15 protein-coding genes are annotated in these 16,713 nt (G+C 61.0%); 11 read left to right on the forward strand and 4 right to left on the reverse strand.

Annotation, left to right across the window (positions count from 1 at the left end):
• Positions 1–143 precede the first annotated feature (143 nt).
• Together ACMTA2_RS24495 and ACMTA2_RS24500 are read left to right on the forward strand one after the other, a co-directional pair.
• Positions 144–1,109, forward strand: a complete 966-nt coding sequence (locus tag ACMTA2_RS24495; RefSeq protein WP_413792138.1) for an alpha/beta hydrolase — start codon at positions 144–146, stop codon at positions 1,107–1,109.
• A 106-nt stretch (positions 1,110–1,215) separates the two neighbouring features.
• On the forward strand, positions 1,216–2,004 hold the full coding sequence (locus tag ACMTA2_RS24500) for a hypothetical protein (protein ID WP_413792139.1): 789 nt from the start codon (positions 1,216–1,218) through the stop codon (positions 2,002–2,004).
• 175 nt (positions 2,005–2,179) lie between these two features.
• On the opposite strand, the gene prmB is transcribed toward ACMTA2_RS24500, so the two are convergent.
• Entirely contained in the window at positions 2,180–3,088 is a 909-nt protein-coding gene (gene prmB, locus ACMTA2_RS24505) for a 50S ribosomal protein L3 N(5)-glutamine methyltransferase (protein ID WP_025214968.1), read from the reverse strand.
• A 254-nt stretch (positions 3,089–3,342) separates the two neighbouring features.
• Between prmB and ACMTA2_RS24510 the strand changes: the two genes are divergently transcribed.
• The 3 genes from ACMTA2_RS24510 (at position 3,343) to ACMTA2_RS24520 (ending at position 5,015) form a co-directional block, all read left to right on the forward strand.
• Entirely contained in the window at positions 3,343–3,933 is a 591-nt protein-coding gene (locus tag ACMTA2_RS24510; protein WP_024618514.1) for a cysteine hydrolase family protein, read from the forward strand.
• A gap of 130 nt (positions 3,934–4,063) precedes the next feature.
• Positions 4,064–4,384, forward strand: a complete 321-nt coding sequence (locus tag ACMTA2_RS24515) for a hypothetical protein (protein WP_058546675.1) — start codon at positions 4,064–4,066, stop codon at positions 4,382–4,384.
• A gap of 73 nt (positions 4,385–4,457) precedes the next feature.
• Positions 4,458–5,015: a Smr/MutS family protein gene (locus ACMTA2_RS24520; RefSeq protein WP_053146321.1), complete on the forward strand. Its 558-nt coding sequence runs from the start codon at positions 4,458–4,460 to the stop codon at positions 5,013–5,015.
• Between the two features lie 64 nt (positions 5,016–5,079).
• Here ACMTA2_RS24520 and ACMTA2_RS24525 read toward each other — a convergent pair whose 3' ends face one another.
• Both ACMTA2_RS24525 and ACMTA2_RS24530 read right to left on the reverse strand, forming a co-directional pair.
• The gene (locus tag ACMTA2_RS24525) at positions 5,080–5,442 is read right to left on the reverse strand and encodes a response regulator (protein WP_413792140.1); all 363 of its coding nucleotides are present in this window, start codon (positions 5,440–5,442) and stop codon (positions 5,080–5,082) included.
• Positions 5,443–5,465: 23 nt separating this feature from the next.
• On the reverse strand, positions 5,466–6,905 hold the full coding sequence (locus ACMTA2_RS24530; protein WP_413795714.1) for an ATPase domain-containing protein: 1,440 nt from the start codon (positions 6,903–6,905) through the stop codon (positions 5,466–5,468).
• 621 nt (positions 6,906–7,526) lie between these two features.
• On the opposite strand from ACMTA2_RS24530, the gene folE reads away from it, so the two are divergent.
• Together folE and ACMTA2_RS24540 are read left to right on the forward strand one after the other, a co-directional pair.
• Entirely contained in the window at positions 7,527–8,072 is a 546-nt protein-coding gene (gene folE / locus ACMTA2_RS24535; protein WP_010456659.1) for a GTP cyclohydrolase I FolE, read from the forward strand.
• Between the two features lie 104 nt (positions 8,073–8,176).
• Entirely contained in the window at positions 8,177–8,548 is a 372-nt protein-coding gene (locus ACMTA2_RS24540; protein ID WP_413795715.1) for a glutathione S-transferase N-terminal domain-containing protein, read from the forward strand.
• A 154-nt stretch (positions 8,549–8,702) separates the two neighbouring features.
• Here the strand turns inward: ACMTA2_RS24540 and ACMTA2_RS24545 are convergent, their stop codons facing one another.
• A complete protein-coding gene (locus ACMTA2_RS24545) occupies positions 8,703–9,869 on the reverse strand; it encodes an aminotransferase-like domain-containing protein (RefSeq protein WP_413792141.1) in 1,167 nt (388 codons plus the stop codon).
• An 81-nt stretch (positions 9,870–9,950) separates the two neighbouring features.
• Between ACMTA2_RS24545 and ACMTA2_RS24550 the strand changes: the two genes are divergently transcribed.
• The 4 genes from ACMTA2_RS24550 to ACMTA2_RS24565 all read left to right on the forward strand — a co-directional run bounded on the left by ACMTA2_RS24550 (position 9,951) and on the right by ACMTA2_RS24565 (position 16,629).
• Complete coding sequence (locus tag ACMTA2_RS24550; protein WP_413792142.1) at positions 9,951–10,388, forward strand: MarR family winged helix-turn-helix transcriptional regulator; 438 nt, start codon at positions 9,951–9,953, stop codon at positions 10,386–10,388.
• A gap of 333 nt (positions 10,389–10,721) precedes the next feature.
• Positions 10,722–12,071, forward strand: coding sequence for an NCS2 family permease (locus ACMTA2_RS24555; protein WP_413792143.1), 1,350 nt, complete (start codon positions 10,722–10,724; stop codon positions 12,069–12,071).
• Positions 12,072–12,133: 62 nt separating this feature from the next.
• Positions 12,134–12,763, forward strand: a complete 630-nt coding sequence (locus ACMTA2_RS24560) for a LysE family translocator (RefSeq protein WP_413792144.1) — start codon at positions 12,134–12,136, stop codon at positions 12,761–12,763.
• Between the two features lie 137 nt (positions 12,764–12,900).
• Complete coding sequence (locus tag ACMTA2_RS24565; protein WP_413792145.1) at positions 12,901–16,629, forward strand: calcium-binding protein; 3,729 nt, start codon at positions 12,901–12,903, stop codon at positions 16,627–16,629.
• The last annotated feature ends 84 nt before the right edge of the window (positions 16,630–16,713 follow it).

Below are 16,713 nucleotides of genomic sequence, written 5' to 3' on the forward strand. Positions count from 1 at the left end.
GCAGGGTGCTCCGTGAAAAACGCTGAGAGACTCAACCTTGGATTCGTAATGCGCGCCAGTATACGCAGGCTCCCCGCGTAGTTCATCCTCGAACCTTATCGGCGGCCATCAGTCCAACCGGCACCTTCGCAACTAATGGCGTGATGATGTTAAACCTGCTTGCCTTAAGCCTTGCCTTGTTCACCGGCCTGTTTTCCTGCCTGGCCCAGGCCACGGTGCTGCAACGCCCGATCAGCCTCGACACCGGCAATGGTGAACTTTTCGGCTCGTTGCTGCTGCCCAAGTCCGACACCCCCGTGCCGGTTGTCCTGATCATTTCCGGGTCCGGTCCTACGGATCGGGACGGTAACAACCCCGAGGGCGGCCGCAACGACAGCCTCAAGCGCCTGGCCTGGGTCCTGGCCAGGCACAACATTGCCAGCGTGCGTTATGACAAACGCGGAGTAGCCGCCAGCCTCGCCGCGACACCGGACGAGCGCAACCTGAGCGTCGGGGCCTATGTGGCCGATGCCGTGGCCTGGAGTCACATGCTCGCCGCCGATCCACGCCTGGGCCCGTTGATCCTGCTGGGTCACAGTGAAGGCGCGTTGATCGCCAGCCTCGCTGCGCCCCAGGCCAACGCGGCGGCGGTGATTTCCCTGTCCGGCAGCGCCCGGCCGATCGACCAGGTGCTGCGCCAGCAGTTGAGCAACCGCCTGCCACCACCGCTGATGCTGCGCAGCAACGAACTGCTCGACAGCCTCAAGGCCGGTCGGGTCGACCCTAACGTGCCGGCGCAACTGCAGGTCATTTTTCGCCCCAGCGTACAACCCTACCTGATCTCGCTGTTCCGCCAGGACCCAGCCCGGGCCTTTGCCGCGTTGAAGATGCCGGCCTTGATCATCCAGGGCAGCAACGACATCCAGGTCAGCGTCGAGGACGCCAGGCAGTTGAAAGCCGCCAAGCCCGACGCCGATCTGGCGCTGATCGAGGGCATGAACCACGTGATGCGCATCGTGCCCAACGACGTGAAACGGCAACTGGCCTCCTACAAGGACCCCAACCTGCCCTTGGCGGCCGAACTCGGTACGCGGATTCTGCGTTTTATTGACTCGTTAGCTGCGCGTTAGGCGGTTTTAGTCGATTTAGCTTCAGGACTGGTAAAAACGGCCGATAACCGGGTGTCGGCTAGCGCAATGGCTGCCGACCCGCCGGCCTGGACAGGATTTTGCCGTTATGACTGAAACTCAAACTTCCCCCGACACCGCTGCCGAAGCCCCCGCCTCGTCTGCGGTGGAGCTGCCGTGGGCCGATGTGCATACCGAGCATCACCAGATGCTCCGGCTGGCGCCGCTCAAGACCGACCGCGCCACCGGTGTGCGAGCACTGCGGTTTGTCGAGTTCAGCTATGCCGAGCGCCACAGCAAGGAGCGCAGCCTGCTGCGCATGAGCATCCAACTGCCGAACCAGCGGGTGCGCAAGGAACAGAATCATCTGGACGTCTGGGCCGACCATGTCGAAAAACGCCTGACCTTTTCCCCGGACAACCTGCAAGTCGAGCCGTTGAACCGCGGTATCGGCCGCTTCCTGGCAGCCCAAGGCATTACCTGGGCCAAGAAACGCTGGTCGGCCTATCAAGTAGACGGCACCGACCTGGATAACAAGGACGCCCTGAACGAAGACACTCGCCTGCGCCGCGACCGCTTTCTCAAGGCCCAGGGTTTCGAGGTGGCCTACGCCGACGCCCAGCACCTCAAGGGCAGCATCAAGCCAGCCCAGGTCGGCAATCTGGTCGGGGAGTGGAACACCGAGAAGCTGCAGTTCGTGACCATCCTTGAAGCCGCGCAGATGCTGCAACAAGCCGAGCAGAACCTGGCGGAACAGGAGGTCAAACTCAAGCAGCAGGAAGAAAAGGTCACCAAGTTCAAGCGCGAAGACGCCGGCCTGCGCTTCACCATCACCTGCCTGGTGGCCTTCGCCATGTTTCAGGCGGGGTTGCTGATCTGGATTGCGACACGGCATTGATTGTCAGCGGCTCGGCTGACTCCACAACCCTGTGGCGAGGGGATTTATCCCCGCTGGGGTGCGAAGCGCCCCCCCCAAACCTACCTACGCCGTTAACAGGAAAGTTGCGGGGGCTGCTGCGCAGCCCAACGGGGATAAATCCCCTCGCCACAAAAGCCGCTCACCGTCGATCTGATCAAACCCGCGAAGCGAACAGCCCCTGATGCTGGCGGCACTGCTCGGCACTGAGCATGAACACGCCATGACCGCCACGCTCGAAGTCGAGCCAGGCGAAATCGACTTCCGGGTACAGCGCCTCGACGTGTACCTGGCTGTTGCCCACCTCGACGATCAACAGCCCCTTCTCGGTCAGATGATCGGCCGCCTCGGCCAGCATCCGGCGAACCAGGTTCAAGCCATCATCGCCACAGGCCAGGCCCAGCTCCGGCTCGTGCTGGTATTCCTGCGGCATGTCGGCGAAATCTTCCGCATCGACGTAGGGCGGGTTCGACACAATCAGGTCGAAACGTTGCCCCGGCAAACCTTCGAAGCCATCGCCCTGAACGGTGAACACGCGCTCATCGACGCCGTGGCGCTCGATGTTCTGGTTCGCCACTTCCAGCGCCTCGAACGACAGGTCGGCCAACACCACCTCGGCCTCCGGGAATTCAAAGGCACAGGCGATGCCGATGCAGCCGGAACCGGTGCACAGGTCGAGGATCCGTGCCGGCTCCTGGCCCAGCCAAGGTTCAAAACGCTTTTCGATCAGCTCACCGATGGGCGAGCGCGGAATGAGCACGCGCTCATCAACGATAAACGACATTCCGCAGAACCAGGCCTCACCCAGCAGATAGGCCGCCGGAATGCGCTCGGCAATGCGCCGGCGCAACAGACGCTGCACATGGACCAGCTCTTCGTCTTCAAGACGGCAGTCCAGGTAGCTGTCGGCAATTTCCCACGGTAGGTGCAACGCGCCCAACACCAGTTGCCGGGCTTCGTCCCACGCATTGTCGGTGCCATGGCCGAAAAACAGATCCTCCCCATGGAAACGACTGACGGCCCAACGGATATGGTCGCGCAGGGTACGGAGACGGGAAGTGATCACGGCGGCAAACTCCAGAAAAATCGACGGGCGAGTCTACCAGTCAAACGCGGCCCCACCCAAACATGCCCCGATGACGAACGAAAAACCCCGGACCAATCGTAGGATTTATCCGTTTTTTGCATCATCTATTGAACAAGACGAGCATCTTGACAAGGCTGTAGGCCAGCAACGGCGGCCCTTGCGATGGAAGCGATTCACAGAACCGCTCAGCCAGAGGACAATGTCGCAAAAGCCCCACTCGAAGGAGCCCCAGAATGTCCGTTCCAAAAACGATGTTTCAACTCAGCGGCCGTGGTTATGCAGCGGCCAATCTGAGTCAAGCGACCTTGATCATCATCGATGCCCAGAAGGAATACCTCGCAGGGCCCTTGGCCCTGAGCGGCATGGATGCAGCCGTCGCAAACATCAAGCAACTGCTCGGCGCGGCCCGTGCAGCCGGCCGGCCGATCGTGCATGTGCGCCACCTGGGCACCCATGGCGGGCTGTTCGATCCACAAGGCGAACGTGGGGAGTTCATTCCTGGACTTGAACCCCAGGGTGACGAAACCGTGGTCGAAAAGTTGCTGCCCAGCGCCTTCCACGGCACCGAACTGAAAAAACGCCTGGAAGACTTCGGCCCCCTGGACCTGATCGTGTGCGGGTTCATGAGCCACTCCAGCGTCAGCACCACCGTGCGCGCGGCCAAGAACCTGGGCTTTCGCTGTACCCTGGTGGAAGATGCCTGCGCCACGCGCGACCTGCCATACAAGGGCGGCGTCCTCAGCGCCGAGCACGTGCAACAGACTGAAATGGCGATCATGGCCGACAACTTCGCCACCCTGGCCCTGACCCGCGACTTCACCTGAATGCTCTGGATGAGCGGCTCACTGCGCCGCTCATCCGCAAAAGCCTCTCGTTTGCCGCAATTGCCCTACCTTCAGGAACAACCCGAATATCTTCCGGTCGAAGGGCCGATACCCATTGAGGAAGGTCGGAATGAAGTTATCCGATGGTTTTGACGCACGTCGCTTGCGGCCCAAGGGCCCGAGCAACTGGCGGTTTCGTTTCGGCGCGGCGATCGCTGCGCTCCTGGCAACACTCGGTGTACTGCTGGCCATGGCCGGTGCGGCCAGCCTGCTGGGCCGTCCACCCGCATTGGGCGAGTTGAACGCCACGCCGCTGGGTTCGGCGATCATCCTGGCAGTCGGTCTTCTTGTGCTGTTGCTGGGCGTCTGGCTCTGGCGCCGCTGCCGCCGTCGCGCCCGCCAATCCCTGGAGCTGGCCATGGCTCCTCACCTGATGAAAAAACACGACTGACCCACCACCCGACGTTTTGTCGCGCCTCATCCCGCCAGAGTTGGGTAAACTGGCCGGCTTCGCGGAGGCTGACATGCAAGACGACGACTTTTCCCTGTTCAAAAGTGCGATCCAGGGCGTAAAACCGATCAAACACGACCGTGCCGAAACCGGCAAGCCCAAGGCCGATCGCGCGCAAATCGCCAAGCTGCGCCAGGCCGCCACCGTGCGCACCGACGCCACCACCGTGGACGGCTTGTCCGATCAGTTCGTGATCGACGTCGGGCCGGAAGACGAGTTGATGTGGGCCCGGGACGGCGTCCAGGAAAGCCAGATGCGCAAGCTGAAGGTCGGCCAGATCCCTTTCGAAGGCAGTCTCGACCTGCACGGCATGAGCGTCGAAAAAGCCCGGGAAACCCTCTGGGCATTCCTGGCCGAGGCCACCCGATTCGAAATTCGCTGCGTGCGCGTCACCCATGGCAAAGCCGTGCGCCTGGACGGCAAGCGGCCGATGATCAAGAGCCACGTCAACACTTGGCTGCGCCAGCATCCCCAGGTACTGGGCTTCACCTCCTGCCAGGCGAAACACGGTGGCGCCGGGGCGGTCTACGTAATGCTCAAGCGCACCATGATGGAAGGCCGCGACGAATAGCCTTCGCTTGCCAAGCCGCAGGCACGCGTTGACTCGCGGCGCGCAACGCCCTACCGACTGGGTATTACGCTGAAGCCAAGAGCTTTTTCACTTCGGCGATAATCAAGTCAATATCGAATGGCTTTGGCAGCACGGCATCGAACAGATCCGATCGCTCCATGCCAATGTGTGCCTGGGCACCGCTCATCAAGATAATCGGCAGGTGAGTCGTGGACGCAAGGGCTCGCACAGCCGTAGCGAATTCCAGGCCGTCCATGACGGGCATCATGAAGTCGGTAACAATCAACGCCGGACGCTCTCTTTCGAGTACCTCGAGTCCTTTTCGACCGTTGCTGGCTTTTACGACCATGAAGCCCTCGTCCTCTAGCGCGAAGCTGAGAATGTCAGCAATCAAATACTCGTCGTCTACGACCAGGATGGTGGTCATGCTAATTCAACCTGCTCAAAGACTTATGATTTTGAACCAGGCAAGGACTCAGTGGAGACTGGAGGTTCATTGCTCAAAGCCTTTATCAGGAAAACATCTTGATCGCGAATGACCACCTCAAATCGCGAGGGGTCATAGGAGCTGTCTCGTACCTTAAGAATGGAAAGCGTTCTGCTTAGTTCAGAGCGATGCTCAAAGAAACGCATGAGCATCAGGTTATCGACGATGCTTGATAAGTCAGAGTTCGGTGAGCTGACCTCGGAACCGAACAGGTCACGCATCTCCCAGGAAGCGAATACCGTAACCCCCCTGGAGCGCAGTTCGTTCATCAGCGCACTGTAGAAGTCTGTAATCCGTCCGGGATTTGTCGACACCCTTGTCATTCCGCTCAGGCTATCGATGAACAGGCGCTTGATACCTTTTTCCTTGACGATGCTCAGCAGTCTTGAGCCGAGCCCATCCAACAACCCTTCGGTGGTGGGCTGCCAGACGATGCTCAAGGCACCGCTTTTTTCCATGTCTTCGATATCGATGCCCAAGGAGCGGCCCTTGAGGCGCAGCCGTTGTGGGCTTTCATAGAATCCGAAATGCAGCCCCGGGGCATCGGGCGTCGACTGGGCCAAGAACTTGAGACCCAGCGTCGTTTTACCGATCCCGGAGGGCCCCATGACCAGGGACACACTCGAGCTGTGCAGGCCTCCGCCCAATATGTCATCCAGTGAATCAATACCACTGGCGATACGCGTCATGTCTGCGCTGTCAGGCGCGGAAGAGCGACTGTACAAGCTCTCGAGGCGGGGATAGACCACCAAGCCATCATCCGTGATTTCGCACTCGTGAAGGCCAGTCAATGCACTGCTGCCTCGCGTCTTGCGCATTTGAATACGCCGTACCGAGCGAGTACCGAACAACTCCTCCCCCATTTCGATCACACCATCCACCATCGTGTGTTCGGGGCTTCCGTCGTCAAGCCGCGAGCTGGTGAGGAACAAGACGGTACAACCGGCGAACGCTGCATGGCCCTGCAGCTCCAGGATGAACTTCTTGGTGTCGATAGGCGAGTCGGCTTTGGAGCGCGCGTTGAGCAAACCATCGACGACCATGACGGTCGCCTTCTGCCGACTGATCTCACGCCGAAGCAGTTTCACTACCTCATCCAAACCTTCATTTTCCAGCGTATCGAATGCACTGACGAATTGGATTTCAGCGCCGACTTTGGATGAGTCGAAAAAGCTCAGCGTAGAGAGAAACTGAAAAAGACGGTCATGTGACTCGGCCAGCAGTGTGGCGACTAAAACACGGCCCCCATTGCGCACGTGATGGAAACCAAGCTGATTGGCCAGGATAGTCTTGCCCGAACCTGGACGACCTTGGACTATGTAAGAGGCACCCGCGACCAGCCCTCCATTGAGCAGAGCGTCGAGCCCTTCGATTCCGCTTTGAAGGCGTTTTAGCTTTTCCACAATGTGACCCTGATCTGAAAAACAGGCTTTTAAGCCGGATGAATGAAATGCTAACGCCAATTCTAATTCGAGGCCATTCAGGTTGAGTAGAAAGTAAACGCGGAAAATCGTTCGCCTTGGATACTGAGCAACCCCTCCAAGCCCGAATGAAAAACGCCCCGTCCATTTCTGGCGGGGCATCTAGTCAACGCACCGGGTCCCTGTGCGCGCATTCACTTATCGCCCTCCCCAAGGCAGTCATCAAGGTGCGCCTCACGCGTTCATCCGATTGGCGCGGCGACGGACAAGGAAACAAGCACACACCGGACACAACAATGCCCCAGGCTGACGCGGCCTCGGTACTGGCACGCCTGTCCATCGGTTCAGTGACAGCCAGATGGCGTCGACCATACAAATGCCGACACACATACGCTACCATGTGCCCCATGACGGGTATGAACCCTGCGTTTATTGCCACTCAACTGGGTCACAGCGTTCAGATGTTGCCCTCGACCCATGCCCGATGGATCAGCTCCAGCGCCGACTGGGGCGCACTCGGGAAACTCGAAAACAGCTTGATTGGTACAAAATGGGTACAAACAGAACACGTACCCTCCTGAAACCCTTATGGAATCAGCCTTCGTGACACTGGAACAGAATTACACCGCGATTCTCGGCCAACTGGGCGAGGACGTTTCCCGCGAGGGCCTGCTCGACACGCCCAAGCGCGCTGCCAAGGCCATGCAGTACCTCTGCCGCGGTTATGAGCAGACCCTGGAAGAAGTCACCAACGGTGCCTTGTTCAGCTCCGACAACAGCGAGATGGTGCTGGTCAAGGACATCGAGTTGTACTCGTTGTGCGAGCATCACCTGCTGCCTTTCATCGGCAAGGCCCACGTGGCCTACATCCCGAGCGGCAAGGTACTGGGGCTGTCGAAAGTCGCGCGCATCGTCGACATGTATGCCCGTCGCCTGCAGATCCAGGAGAACCTCAGCCGCCAGATCGCCGATGCGGTCCAGCAAGTGACCGGCGCCCTGGGCGTGGCGGTGGTGATCGAGGCCAAGCACATGTGCATGATGATGCGCGGTGTGGAAAAGCAGAATTCGTCGATGATCACCTCGGTGATGCTCGGCGAGTTCCGGGAAAACGCCGCCACTCGCAGCGAGTTCCTGAGCCTCATCAAGTAAACCGTCGCATGAAGAAAACCGGCATTGATCGCCGGTTTTTTTTCGCCGGTGAAAAATCAGGTAAGCTGCGCGCCCTCTTCTTCCCTGCCGCGAGGCTGAATACCGTGATCGTCAAAGCGCTTCGAGTTGGCTTGGGTCAGCTCATTATCTTCATCGACTTCGTCACCCGTCCTGGCAAGAAACAGCGCCCGGCCGACGCCCAGGCGCAGGTCGACCAGGCCGCCCGCAGCCTGACGCTGTATCAATTCCATGCCTGCCCGTTCTGCGTGAAGACCCGCCGTACCCTGCGCCGTCTCAATGTGCCGGTGGCCCTGCGCGATGCGAAAAACAACGAGCAGGATCGCCAGGCGCTGCTGGAGCAAGGCGGCAGGATCAAAGTGCCGTGCCTGCGTATTGAAGAGAATGGCGAGACCACCTGGATGTATGAGTCCAAGGTGATCATTGAATATCTGGATAAGCGGTTCTCTGCAGCCTGACCATTTTCTACTGTGACTACCGGCCTCATCGCGAGCAAGCTCGCTCCCACAGGGGGCCGGTGTTGATTGAAAATCTGCAATCATCCACAAATCCCCTGTGGGAGCGAGCTTGCTCGCGATGGGGCCCCGACAACCACCGCAAAGCCCCCTGCTATCAAGCTGCCTTTGCAGCCAACGCCTCCCGCACCACTCCCGCCAACCGTTTGAGCCCTTCATCCAGCCGCGCCGGGTCAATGTGGCTGAAATTCAAGCGCAAGTGCCCGGGATGCTGGTCCGGCTCAGGGAAGAATGGCTCCCCCGGCATGAAGGCAACGTCGGCCGCCAGCGCGGCGGCAAGCAAGCTCCGGGTGTCCAGTGGTTGCCTGAGGGTCAGCCAGAAAAACAACCCGCCCTGGGGCACGCTCCAATCGGCGATATCCGAGAAGTGCGTTTGCAACGCCGCCTGGAACCGGTCGCGACGGTCCCGGTAGAACCCCCTCAACTCGCTCAAATGACAGCGGTACTGTTCGGTGCCGATCCATTGCAACGCCTGCCACTGACCGATGCGATTGGTGTGCAGGTCCGCCGACTGCTTGAGCCGCAGCAGGTGCGGGAACAAATCCGGGCTGGCGATCAGGTAACCCACCCGTAGCCCCGGCAACAGGGTTTTCGACACGGTGCCGGTGTAGATCCAACTGGCCTTCTTCAAGCGACTGACGATCGGCGTGGCACTGCCGCCATCGAACGTCAGCTCGCGGTAGGGTTCGTCCTCGATCAGGGTGACGCCAAATTCGTCCAGCAACGCTGCCACGGCATCGCGCTTGGCTTCGCTGTAGCGCACCGCCGAGGGGTTCTGGAACGTCGGAATCAGGTAGATGAACGCTGGCCGATGCTGCTCCAACCGAGCCCGCAGCTGCTTCAGGTCCGGACCGTCGGCTTCCAGGGGCACGGTGATGCAATCGGCACCGAACAGCTGGAATATCTGCAACGCCGCCAGATACGTCGGCGCTTCGAGCATCACTTCGGTGCCCACGTCGATGTGCAACTTGGCCGCCAGGTCGAGGGTCTGCTGGGAACCGCTGACCACCAGCACCTGACTCGCCTCACAGGCCACACCCAGCCCCCGCGCCTGTGCCGCCAGGGCTTCGCGCAAAGCCGGCTCACCTTCGCTCATGCCGTATTGGCCCATGGACAACGGCATGGCTGCCCATTCCACTTTCGGCAGCATGGCTTTGGCCGGCAGGCCGCCGGCGAACGACATCACTTCAGGGCGCTGCGCCGCCGCGAGGATTTCTCGAATCAAAGAACTTTTGAGGCGCGAGACACGTTCGGAAAAAGCCATGGGGTCACCTGTAGCGGGTCACTGGAAGAATGAGTCAAACTTGTTGACCGAAATTACTCCGACTTCTCTGGATACGTCAACATGATTGACCTTAAAAACCCGACGTCCCAACAAATGGCCATGGAAGCGTTTTTCTTTGGTTACCAGGCGTTCACCGCCAAGGCCGATGAAATGCTCGAGCGCCGAGGATTGAGCCGGGTCCACCAGCGCATCGTTTTTTTCATCGCCCGCTATCCCTCATTGAGCGTGAAGGAGTTGCTGGCGGTGCTCGGGGTGAGCAAACAGGCGCTGAACATGCCGTTGCGGCAGTTGATGGAAATGCACCTGGTGAACAGCGTCGCGTCCGAGACCGACAAACGCAAACGGCTGCTGGAATTGACCGCTGAAGGCGAGCGCTTTGAGCAGGCCTTGCGGCGTGAGCAGGTGAAGTTACTGGAGCGAGTGTTTGCCGAGGCTGGTGAGGCGGCGGTGAATGGATGGTTGGCGGTGAACCTGGCACTGGGCAAGTCTGGCGACTGAAGGCGTCTGATCCGACGCTATCGCGAGCAAGCTCGCTCCCACAGGGGACGTCGCCAGACACAAATCTTGCATTCACCAAAGCCCATTGTGGGAGCGAGCTCGCTCGCGATAGCGCCCGCAAGGTCGATATATCCCTATCACCCGATATTTCGTCGACAACACAGAAAACATTATTTGCATTATTTGTATACAAAAGCATAATTCGCCTCGTGCGAGTTCCTGACCAATAGGTCAACAAACCTCGCTAGCCTTACCTGCCTCAACGCATCGCAACCACCCCTCGGGCGTTAGCGGTGCTGGAAATAACAATAAGACTCTTGAGGAGTACTCGCTGTGGAAAGCCGCAAACCCGAAGCCCGGACGCTGGACCTCTCGCCGCCACTACGCAGTGGCTGGCTGGAACGCATCTTCAAACTCAGCGTGCATGGCACCACGGTGAAGACCGAGCTGATTGCCGGCCTGACGACCTTCATCACCATGGCCTATATCATCTTCGTCAACCCCAACATCATGGCCGACGCCGGCATCGATCACGGTGCCGCGTTCGTCGCCACCTGCATCGCCGCCGCCCTGGGCTGCCTGTTGATGGGCCTGTACGCCAACTGGCCGGTGGGCCTGGCGCCGGGCATGGGCCTGAACGCCTTCTTTACCTACACGGTGGTCGGCACCATGGGCTACAACTGGGAAACCGCATTGGGTGCGGTGTTCATATCCGGTGTGCTGTTCATGTTCTTGACCCTGTCACGGGTGCGCGAATGGCTGCTCAACAGCATTCCGGTGAGCCTGCGATTCGCCATGGGCGCGGGGGTCGGGTTGTTCCTCGGGCTGATCGGCCTGAAAACCGCCGGGATCGTCGTGGACAGCCCCGCCACCCTGATCAAGCTTGGCTCGTTGCGTGAACCCGGGCCGTTGCTGGCCGCGGTGTGCTTCCTGATGATCGCGGTGCTCAGTTATCACCGCGTGTTCGGCGCGATCCTGATCAGCATCATCGCCGTGACCCTGGCCGGCTGGGGCCTGGGGTTGGTGCAGTACAACGGCGTCATGTCGACACCACCGAGCCTGGCCCCGACCTGGATGGCGATGGACGTGGCCGGCGTGTTCAACATCAGCATGATCAGCGTGGTGCTGGCCTTCCTGTTCGTGCACATGTTCGACACCGCTGGAACCCTGATGGGCGTCGCCCAGCGTGCCGGCCTGGTGAAAGCCGATGGCAAGATCGAGAACCTGTCCCGCGCCTTGAAGGCCGACAGCGCCTCCAGCGTATTCGGCGCCATGGTCGGTGTGCCGCCGGTGACCAGCTACGTGGAAAGCGCGGCCGGCGTCGCGGCCGGTGGCCGGACAGGGCTTACCGCGGTGACCGTCGGTGTGTTATTTATTGCCGCCATGTTCTTCGCTCCGCTGGCGGGGATGATCCCGGCCTACGCCACGGCCGGCGCGCTGATTTACGTCGCCATGCTGATGATGGGCGGCATGGCGCACATCGAATGGGACGAACCGACCGACAGCATTCCGGCCATCGTCACGGCCATCATGATGCCCCTGACGTTCTCGGTGGCCGACGGCATCGCCCTGGGCTTCATCACTTATGTTGTGCTCAAGGCCGGCGCCGGCAAGCACAAGGACATTTCCGTCAGCCTGTGGGTGCTCTGCGCGATCTTCATCGCCAAGTTCATCTTCTTGTAAGCGACACCGTATCCACCCGCCTCACCCCTCGGGTGAGGCTTTTGTACATCAGGAGCAAAGCAATGAATCTGGAAACCTGGCTGTTGTTCAGTGGCGCCGCGCTGGTGGTAATCCTCATCCCCGGTCCCCTGTCGCTGCTGATGATCGGCAACAGCCTGAACTACGGCCTGCGCCGCTCCTACCCGGCGTTCCTCGGCGGGGTGATGGCCTCGATCTGCCTGCTGAGCGCCTCGGCGCTGGGGCTCGGTGCATTGCTGCTGGCGTCGGAAAAACTGTTCAGTGGCCTGAAAATCGCCGGCGCGCTGTACCTGTTCTACCTGGCCTGGCAGAGCTGGCAGCAATCGCGCCAGCCATCCCAGGGCGCCGAAGTGCCCCAGGCCGCCGCCGTGCCGCGCTTTCGCGCACTCTTCGGTCGGGCCTTCGTGCTGGGCGCCAGCAACCCGAAGGACATCCTGTTCTTCGCCGCCTTCCTGCCGCAATTCCTGAGCGCCGAACAGCCGTTCCTGCCTCAGTTGTTGATCATGATCGCCACCTGGACCGTCCTCGACCTGCTGTGCAAACTGGCCTACGGGCTCGGCGCACACGGCGCGGCGCGGTACCTGCGCACGGGCAAGGGCCAGAGCTGGTTCAATCGCATCAGCGCCAGCCTGTTCGGCGGCGCGGGCGCGGCATCCCTGATGTCCGTCCACTGAGCCCCGATCTCCACAATGGCCCGGGCTTGCTGACCGCAGGCCTTCGCAAAACGTGGCAACAACCCATCGATATACACCCCGGGGAAAACACCTTACATAGAAGGCCATTCACATACCGTTGAACAAGGAAGTTCATCATGGCCGAGGTTACCTTGCCCCACTCCGCTGCCGACGACCACGGTGTTGTCGTCGCGGACCTGGGTCTGCACACCAATGAGCACACGCCCGAGACACTCGATTTCCGAGCAACCGATCAAGCACCGCCCAGCCCCGAACACGCCCACAGACAAGCCCAGCTCGAGGTCGTCGATCAACTTTACGGCCCCTTCCACATCGGCTCCGTGGCCGTCACCCGTTCGGCCCTGGACGCACTGGGTGCGACGACCGATGGGCAGCCGCTGAACGGCGACAATACATTCTTTCGCACCCCCAGCGGCTTCTTCCTGGATTCATTGCAGCTCAATCCGGATGCCATTGAAACCCGCCTGACACACACCACCGATGCCAACGACTATCGCCTGCCCACCCTGCTCTTCGAAATGGCGAGCCTACGCTCCCGGGCCGCGCGCCCATTGCTGGAGCAACCTGGGCAAACCCAGGCTGAGCCGGGCAGTCACCGGAGTACGCTGGACAGGCTCTTGAAGCTGGCCCAGAACCTCGACAGCCGTGGCTGGGCGCAACAGTCGCTGAGCTGGTTGAGCCAGGCCAAGAGCCATGTGCTCATTCCTACCGGCCTGGGCCTCCAGGCCTTCGGCATCTACAGCGGCCTGCGAGGGCTGCAAGACGCCATCCGCAACCAGGACGCCTACCAGACGCTGTTCAATGGCGCCAGCGTAAGCGCCGAGGTGGCGTCCATCGGCGTCGAAGCGCTGGTGACCCGGCAGGCCACCCAGATGCTCAAGGCCGGCCAGCGTTCCCTGGAGGACTTCGGCAAAACCACGTTCGCCCTCCGGCTGGCCCGCGCAAGCGGCCTGATCGCCAGCGCGCTGACCCTGCCTTTCGACCTCATCGCCGCCGTCGATGCCTTCAAGGCCGCCGCCACCGCGGACGGCAGGGAGTCCACCGATCACTACGTCAGCGCCGCCTTGAGCGTCACCAGTGCCGCCATGGCCGTGACCCTCGGTGCCGCCGCGCTGGCCGGGTTCACTTCGGCCGGTCCCGCGGGCCTGGCCGCCGGGCTGATCCTGATGGTCGGCTCACAGGTCTGGGGCGCCATCCGTCAAGTCGATGAAATCGATGACTACCTGCAGCTCACCGTCCACGAACGCCTGCGTACGGGCTGGTTCGCGTTCTGGATGATCAACCCGGATGACGATATCCGCGATCGCTATATCGTCGCCAAGGCAAGCGCCGAACATACCCGGCGACTCCAGGCCAACGCCTTGAACCTGCTCAGGGGGCCGTTAAAGCACAGCACTGAAGCGATCGTGAACGGCCGGTTCACCGTCGAACTCGAACGGGTGACCTACAACACCTGGAACTGGTGGACCGGTGAACGCCATCCAGCGACGACCGTGCGCCCGCAAATCAAGGACAGCGATGACACCCTCGACGCACGTAACGGCGTCACGCAGGAAACGCCCGGCGCCGTCATCGAAGGGGCGGCGGACCACAAGGGCATCCATTGGTACATCGGCGGTGGCAACGACACCCTCCTGGGCGCGGAAAACAAACCGAACGTGTTCCATTACGGCAGCGGTATCAAAACGCTGACCGGCGGCGCGAAAGATGACGTGTTCATTTTCGAGGGTTCGCCAGACATCGTCGCGCAAGCACCAACGCCCTCGCCCAATCGCCTGGTGGGCGGCGCGGGCAGCGACACGCTGATATTGGCCGGCCGGAACAGCAACCCCCAGGCGCCGAGGCTGGGTTATCACGTCGACCTGGAGGCCGGGCAAGTCTCCGTCATCGCCCAAACCTCTGAAGCAGCGAGCGACACCTACCGCCCTACCGTCCTGGAAGGCATCGAACACGTCGAAATCCTTGAAGGCGGGACCAGCGTCATCAAGGGAACGGCCGGTTCGAACACCCTCAAGTCCCGCGGTTACGACTCAATCGAGGCCGGCGCCGGGGATGACCGGATTTTCATCCTCGGCGGCAGCAACCGCAACGCAGACGGCGGCCCCGGCGATGACGTCTATGCCATCGCCCACCGCCCCGGCCATGTCTGGATCAGCGAAGACGGCCTGGACCCCAGCGTCATCACCCTGGACTGGCGCGCGGACCTGATCGATGGCTGGGTGATTGACGCGGGCAACCTGGTGATGAGTGCCTGTTTCGATGCAAACGACTGGGACGTTCGCACCGTGACCGTCAGCAACGTCTATCGCAACACGGCGTACCCAAGGGCACTGCAAAACAACCGGCTGACCTTCATCACCCAAGACGGCTTCCACTGGGTGCCCGACTTGCCCGACAGCCTCGAGGATGGCAACCGGCTCGCCGTCGAAGCCATCATGGTGCAACAAGGCACACCGCGAAACCCGAGCATCCTCAATGATCGCAGCGAGGTGTCGATCGCCCACGACAGGGACACGAGCCATTACGTCTCCCGCCTGGTCGGGCTCACCACCCTCAACGTCAAGCACAAAAGTGACCGCTCCACCACGCTTCACCTGGACTACACCCGCACCGAGCTGACCCGGATCGAGGCCCACTACAACGCTCATGTCACCCAGGAGGACGAAGGGGACAGCGTCAGATACGGCGAATGTGGCCTGACGCTGCACTTCGGCGAAAACCGGGTCGTCCTGAACAACCTGGCCAGTTCCGATGAGCGCTATACCGCGCGGATAAAGCCAACCGGGCGCCGGGCCTTTTCTGCGCTGGTTTCGCAGCATGTGTTCATCCTGGTCATGAATGACGGTTCGTCCTACCGCCTGGCCCTACCCGCTCCCGACTATGGCCTGTTGCTGGACAAGCGCTTCATAAACAAGGAGCCCGTGAGCTGGAAAACCGAGGCGCCTCACGCGCTCACGCCCACCCGAAAGCGCTACGCCTACCTTCAACCCCTGGATAAAAAACCCCATTACATGGGCCACCGGGCGACCTGCGCCAAGCTCACGGCCCGCGCGCAACAGAGTGGCGTCGAAGTCCTGATCGGCCAAGGAGCGACCTACCTGGTCCACCTGAGCCCGAACATGACGCTGCGCCTGTCCACCCCGGGCGCACTGGCTGGCGCCAATCCCCGCTTGCCCCAAGCGTCCACCTGGGAACTCGATGCCACGGCCCTCGGCCAGGTCGAGATCACCTTGGCGTCCAACCGACTGCATATCGGTGCAACGGTCATCCATCTTCCCGCCCATGCAGCGCAAGACCTTGTCGACCGGATACGGGTGATTACCGCACAAGGTGTCGTCTATGGGGTCGACAGCCTGTTCGAGCGGGTCTACATCGAATCGCTGGATGGCCGCTACCTGGCGCCCATGATCGATGCCAGCGCCCCCTTGCCGCCTGAACTGACCAAGGTGTCATCCGAGTCCTTGAGGGTTTCCCATATGGCCCTCAAGGACGGCTCACCCGGCACCTTGAGTTATCACCTCAAGGCACGTCGCTGGCGCCTTGATACGCAACCCTCCCGGGTCATCGCGGCGCATCAGCTGAAAAAGACCGAGCTGTGCGACCACCATCTCCAGATCTATCAGGACCTCGTCCGTGAAGGCCTCAGCCAACACCCGCCCCTCGGCGACAACGCACTGCGTCTATTGCGGGAACAATGCGTGAAACTGGTAGAGGGCTTCACATTGAGCAAGTCGCTGATGCTGGCCTACGCCGTCAGCCTCAGCCCGACGTTTGGCAAAGAGCTCCCCTATTCCACCTGGGTCCGCACGCTGGATGAGGTGCTGCCCGAACATTCACGGCCTTGATGCGGGTTTTGCGAAAGGTTCGTTCGAACGCCATATCTATGTAGTGCACCCGCCTGCTCTTTTTCACTGAACATCTTCGAGGCC

This window comes from Pseudomonas medicaginis (genome assembly GCF_965119365.1).
Classification (GTDB): Bacteria; Pseudomonadota; Gammaproteobacteria; order Pseudomonadales; family Pseudomonadaceae; genus Aquipseudomonas.

Bases quoted from the DNA above. Each gene is read 5' to 3' on its own strand.
- ACMTA2_RS24545 (WP_413792141.1), bottom strand. From the start codon at position 9,869: ATGGCTTTTTCCGAACGTGTCTCGCGCCTCAAAAGTTCTTTGATTCGA.
- ACMTA2_RS24495 (WP_413792138.1), top strand. From the start codon at position 144: ATGATGTTAAACCTGCTTGCCTTAAGCCTTGCCTTGTTCACCGGCCTG.
- ACMTA2_RS24525 (WP_413792140.1), bottom strand. From the start codon at position 5,442: ATGACCACCATCCTGGTCGTAGACGACGAGTATTTGATTGCTGACATT.
- ACMTA2_RS24520 (WP_053146321.1), top strand. From the start codon at position 4,458: ATGCAAGACGACGACTTTTCCCTGTTCAAAAGTGCGATCCAGGGCGTA.
- ACMTA2_RS24550 (WP_413792142.1), top strand. From the start codon at position 9,951: ATGATTGACCTTAAAAACCCGACGTCCCAACAAATGGCCATGGAAGCG.
- ACMTA2_RS24565 (WP_413792145.1), top strand. From the start codon at position 12,901: ATGGCCGAGGTTACCTTGCCCCACTCCGCTGCCGACGACCACGGTGTT.
- ACMTA2_RS24515 (WP_058546675.1), top strand. From the start codon at position 4,064: ATGAAGTTATCCGATGGTTTTGACGCACGTCGCTTGCGGCCCAAGGGC.
- ACMTA2_RS24500 (WP_413792139.1), top strand. From the start codon at position 1,216: ATGACTGAAACTCAAACTTCCCCCGACACCGCTGCCGAAGCCCCCGCC.
- ACMTA2_RS24510 (WP_024618514.1), top strand. From the start codon at position 3,343: ATGTCCGTTCCAAAAACGATGTTTCAACTCAGCGGCCGTGGTTATGCA.
- ACMTA2_RS24560 (WP_413792144.1), top strand. From the start codon at position 12,134: ATGAATCTGGAAACCTGGCTGTTGTTCAGTGGCGCCGCGCTGGTGGTA.